The organism is Acidithiobacillus sp. (assembly GCF_023255755.1).
Classification (GTDB): Bacteria; Pseudomonadota; Gammaproteobacteria; order Acidithiobacillales; family Acidithiobacillaceae; genus Acidithiobacillus.
Map to the genome: position 1 here is coordinate 1 of NZ_JAGDVS010000073.1, position 4861 is coordinate 4861.

Consider the following 4861-nt stretch of genomic DNA (forward strand, 5'->3'; position numbering starts at 1 on the left):
GGGCCTTGACCTGAGCTTCTTCACGCAGCTCCACACCACGACGCTCGGCGTTGGCGATAATTTCTGCCGCCTTTTCTTTGGCTTCGCGGAGCAGCTCTGTCGCACGCTTTTGCGCCAGGGCCATTTCTTCCTTACCGCGTTCCGCTGCCGCCAGACCGTCGGCAATTCTCGCGCGACGGTCGTCCATGACCTTGCGCAAAGGACCATACATATACTTGTACAACAACGCCACCAGGATGACGAAGGTGATCAACTGAATGATCAATGTTCCATTGATACCTACTGGATTCATGACTACCTCACTTGCAAGTGGGCCGGCTCAGCCGGCCCAGCATCAGCCCAGGAACGGGTTGGCGAAGAGGAACCAGAAACCGAAGGCCAGAATAATGAAGGGGAAAGACTCCATCAAACCGGCAAAGATGAAGGTATTCACCAGCAACTGCGGGCGCATTTCCGGCTGACGGGTGATGCCTTCAATGGTCTTGGAGGTGATAAGGCCCCAACCAATGGCAGAACCCAGACCAGCGGCGCCAAAAATGATACCTACGGCAATGGCAGTAGCAGCAACAATGATGGTATGTGCGTCCATGATAACTCCTTACAAGTGTCGCAAAGTGGAATAATAAACTTGTTAATGATCCTGCATATTCGCCATGCCGAGGTACACTACGGTCAGCACGGTAAAAATAAACGCCTGCAGGATGATGATTAAACTTTCGAACAAGGACCAGACTTCGCCCATAACCATCTCGCCCCACCAGGGCAGCATGGCCAGGAGCAGGAAGACCAGCTCACCGGCAAACATGTTGCCGAAAAGTCGCAGACCAAGGCTCAACGGCTTGGTGATCTCTTCAATCAGCGACATGATGATATTCATCGGCGCCAGCCAGATACCGAAGGGATGGGTCAGATAGGTCTTAAAGTAGGAGAACCCCTTGACGCGCAGATTGGTCGCTATCATGAGCAGGAAGATCGCGATAGCCACACCCAGCGTCGTATTCAAATTGACGGTCGGGGTGATGCGGAACTCCGTGATCCCAAACCAGTGCGCGACCATACCGGGCAGGTAGGCGGGGATAACATCCAGGCTGTTCATCAACAGAATCCAGAGAAAAACCGTTATCGCGACGGGCGCGATCAAAGGATCTTTAACGGGGAAACTGCCTTGCACCAAGTCATCAATGAAGTCGACCACGCCCTCCAGCCAGTTCTGCATCCCGCTGGGGGTGCTGGCCTGCAACCGTGAGCCAACCACCATGGCGGTGATGACCAGAATGGCGGCCATGACCCAACCCATGACGATAGTGTCGAGATTAAAGGTCCAGAAGCCTTCGCCGATGGACCAGTTTACGAGGTGATGGGCGATATCGCCTGATGCCACGCTTAACTCCTTTGCCTGGAACGTTCCCGCACCAGAAATGCCAAAAATACGAAATGGGTCAGCAAGAATCCGGCGACCAGCCCGATAACCGGCAGGCGCAGCCAGAATATTGCAAAAATCAGTCCGAGGATGGTGATAATCCAGCGCTGCAACACCGCTCCGCCCAAGCGCCGTGCAGCGCGTTGCGTGGAGACGGGGAGCGCGATAAGGCGTCCACCCAAAATGAGCATATTGATTACGCTCAAAAATGCGGCAAAGAGTACTGCGTAGGCTTCTTCTCGCCCCCAGCGCCACGCCACTATGGCAGCCAGCAGCAGGGCCAACGTCAACACTGTTGCAGTCACTCGCCCAACGTAGGACGAAAAATTCACCATCTCCGTTTGTTTTTCTTGCTCTTTCAACGGGCGGGTCTTGAGTACGCGCAGAGTCTAAACAGGCTGGTGCAGCCCGTCAAGAGAGGAATATCAGCTTTCATCATCATCGAGCGACACGCCCAGGCGCTGAAAAAGCACTGCCTCCTGTTCCGGATCATCCCAGCGAATCCGCAACTCGCCGCCCCGCCCTTGCGCACGCAGATCGACGGATAGCCCCAGACGCGCGCTAATCCGGGCAGAAAGCGCCGCAATATTGGGGTCCGGCTCTGCCTTGGGCGGCTTGACCCGGCTTTCGGCCTGCACCAGACGTTCAGTGGCCCGCACACTCAGGGCTTCGCGGACGACTCTATCCGCGAGCCGCACCTGGCGCTCGTCCGTTAACGTGAGCAGGGCCCGGGCATGGCCGGCACTGAGCGCCCCATTTTCGACATGGATATGGAGGTCTGAACAGAGGCGCAGCAGGCGTAACTGGTTACTGATGGCAGCGCGGGAACGGCCGAGGGATTCGGCCAGCGCTTCGTGACTGAGGCCGAACTCGTCGAGCAGGCGTTGCAGCGCCAGCGCTTCTTCCAGGGGGTTGAGGGCTTGACGCTGAATATTCTCGATGATGCCGATGGCGAGGGCTTGTTCGTCACTGCATTCACGGACCACGGCGGGGATGTGTGCAAGGCCGGCCAATTGCGCGGCGCGCCAGCGGCGTTCCCCAGCCACGATCTCATAGCGGCCGCCGCCGATGGCGCGAATGACAATGGGTTGCACCACCCCCTGGCTACGGATGGAGGCGACGAGTTCTTCCAGAGACTCCTCGCTGATCAAACCGCGCGGCTGGTAGCGTCCGCGTTGCAGCAGGTCGACGGGAACCTCGCGCATAGCGCCGCCCGTTGTTCCTTCACTAGCAAAGAGGGCGTCCAGTCCGCGCCCGAGACCAAGCCGCTTCACTCCACCCACTCGCGGCGTAAAAACTCGGCGGCGACACCCTGATAGGCCCGCGACCCGGCACAGGCCGGATCATATTCCAAAGCAGCGCGGCCAAAACTGGGGGCTTCGGCCAGACGGATATTGCGGGGAACCACCGTACTATAGAGCTTGTCCGGAAAATGACGCTCCAGCTCCAGCCCCACTTCGGAGGAGAGGCGGTTGCGGTTGTCGAACATGGTTCGCAGCAGGCCATGCACTTCGAGGTGGGGGTTGAGCTGCGCACGCACCCGGCGCACGGTGCCGAGCAATTGGGTCAGGCCTTCAAGGGCATAATATTCGCATTGCATGGGGATCAGGACGCTATCCGCGGCGACCAATGCGTTAATGGTCAGCATATTGAGCGCGGGCGGACAGTCGATCAGCACGTACTCGAAGTTACTCACTGCGGCCAGGGCATTTTTAAGATGCCGCTCACGGTCTGGTCGGCCATAAAGCTCAACCTCCGCACCGGCAAGATCGGGGCTGGAGGGTGCGAGAAACAGCCCCGCCGGAGAGGCATTCAACAGCACCGCGCTCAGCGGCAACTCACCGAGAAGGACGTGGTAAATGGTCGACACCGTGTTGCCGCCGAGACCGAGGCCGGTAGTGGCGTTGGTCTGGGGATCGAGGTCAATCAGGAGAACACGCTTGCCCACCTGGGCCAGTCCGGCGGCCAGATTGACGGCAGTGGTGGTTTTACCCACCCCTCCTTTTTGGTTGGCGATAGCGACGGTGCGCATGGTGACTGGGCGGTCTTCCATCTTCGACAATGATTTCTCTTAGGATACCCCGTAGCGGCGCAGGGGGCTAGGGCGTGGTTACGGGTACACGCCAGGAAAGCAGCAGACGGGGCGGCAGGTTGGGGACGGCGAGGTCCTGATGCGTGATGCGGAGGGTGGCGGCGCGGGGCCAGTCGGCCAACTCCGTCTCGACGCCAGGACCTTTCTGGGCGAGCACCTGCGTGTGCGGGCCCTGTAAATGCCTGGTCATGGCGTCGAGACGCGCCAAGGGCGCGGTGGCACGGCTGATAATGACATCTGGCAGGAGGTCGGGGCGGTAATCCTCACTGCCCTGTGCGGCGACTTGGACGTTGGTCAACCCCAGGTCAGCGATGACGTGGCGGAGGAAAGCCACCCGCTTGGCGGCGGGCTCCACCAGAGTAAATGCTTGCACCGGACGGCAGATGGCCAGGGGGATACCGGGCAATCCGGCACCGCTGCCGATATCCGCCACCGCCCCCTCCGGCAAGTAGGGTAGCACCGCCAGGCTGTCCAGCAGATGGCGAGGCACCATCTCCAGGGGATCGCGCACCGCTGTCAGGTTGTGGGTGGCATTCCAGCGCTGCAGGAGAGCGAGATAGCGGATCAGCAGGTTACGCTGCTCGGCATCAACACTGTCCAGACCGAGAGCCATCAGTCCAGCATTCAGAAGGGCACGCAGGACTTGCGAGGATACCTCCGGGTTCGCCATCGAATCAGCCAACCTGCTGCAGACCGCGACGTTTCACATGAATCAGGAGCAGGGAGATGGCGGCCGGAGTCACACCAGGGATACGGCTGGCCAAACCGATGGTCTGCGGCCGCTGCCGGGCGAGACGCTGCATCACTTCGGTAGAGAGCCCCCGCACCGCAGCGTAGTCCATGTCGGCAGGGATATCCGTACCCTCCCAGCGTGCGGCGCGGGTGATCTCATCGTGCTGGCGGGCGACATAACCGGCATATTTGCATTCGATCTCCAGTTGCTCGCGGGCCTGCGCATCGCTGCACGGAACGAGGTCGAGCACCTGGAGCAGGCTGGCGTAACCCCAGTCGGGGCGGCGGAGGAGTTCGAGAGCGGTGACATCGCGGGAGAGGGGCTGATCCGTCTTCGCCGCAATACGCTCGGCGATAGCGCTGCCGGGATGGATACGTAAGCCTTCGAGGCGGGTGCGCTCCGCCTGCACCGTGTCCTGTTTGGCACTGAAGGCCGTCCAGCGCGAGTCATCGACCAACCCCAATGATCGGCCATGGGGAGTCAGACGCAGATCGGCATTGTCTTCGCGCAATTGCAGGCGATATTCGGCGCGGCTGGTGAACATACGGTAGGGCTCGTCGAGTCCGCGGGTGACAAGATCATCCACCATCACCCCCAGATAGGCTTCGTGGCGACC

7 protein-coding genes and 1 pseudogene are annotated in these 4861 nt (G+C 60.1%); all 8 read right to left on the reverse strand.

What is annotated here, in order from left to right; translation table 11 throughout:
• A partial coding sequence (gene atpF, locus Q0C48_RS04940; protein ID WP_291522119.1) for a F0F1 ATP synthase subunit B occupies nucleotides 1-292 on the reverse strand: 292 nt, incomplete at its 3' end.
• A 42-nt stretch (nucleotides 293-334) separates the two neighbouring features.
• The gene (gene atpE, locus Q0C48_RS04945; RefSeq protein ID WP_009561114.1) at nucleotides 335-589 is read right to left on the reverse strand and encodes a F0F1 ATP synthase subunit C; all 255 of its coding nucleotides are present in this window, start codon (nucleotides 587-589) and stop codon (nucleotides 335-337) included.
• Nucleotides 590-631: 42 nt separating this feature from the next.
• On the reverse strand, nucleotides 632-1381 hold the full coding sequence (atpB, locus tag Q0C48_RS04950; protein WP_291522120.1) for a F0F1 ATP synthase subunit A: 750 nt from the start codon (nucleotides 1379-1381) through the stop codon (nucleotides 632-634).
• A gap of 2 nt (nucleotides 1382-1383) precedes the next feature.
• On the reverse strand, nucleotides 1384-1782 hold the full coding sequence (locus Q0C48_RS04955; protein ID WP_291522121.1) for a hypothetical protein: 399 nt from the start codon (nucleotides 1780-1782) through the stop codon (nucleotides 1384-1386).
• Between the two features lie 63 nt (nucleotides 1783-1845).
• Nucleotides 1846-2694: a ParB/RepB/Spo0J family partition protein gene (locus tag Q0C48_RS04960; RefSeq protein ID WP_291522122.1), complete on the reverse strand. Its 849-nt coding sequence runs from the start codon at nucleotides 2692-2694 to the stop codon at nucleotides 1846-1848.
• A complete protein-coding gene (locus Q0C48_RS04965; RefSeq protein WP_291522123.1) occupies nucleotides 2691-3473 on the reverse strand; it encodes an AAA family ATPase in 783 nt (260 codons plus the stop codon). The genes Q0C48_RS04960 and Q0C48_RS04965 overlap by 4 nt, the downstream gene beginning before the upstream one ends.
• Nucleotides 3474-3519: 46 nt before the next feature.
• Entirely contained in the window at nucleotides 3520-4182 is a 663-nt protein-coding gene (rsmG, locus tag Q0C48_RS04970) for a 16S rRNA (guanine(527)-N(7))-methyltransferase RsmG (RefSeq protein WP_291522124.1), read from the reverse strand.
• Between the two features lie 4 nt (nucleotides 4183-4186).
• Nucleotides 4187-4861 (reverse strand): annotated as a pseudogene (gene gidA, locus Q0C48_RS04975) (tRNA uridine-5-carboxymethylaminomethyl(34) synthesis enzyme MnmG); the annotation flags it as partial.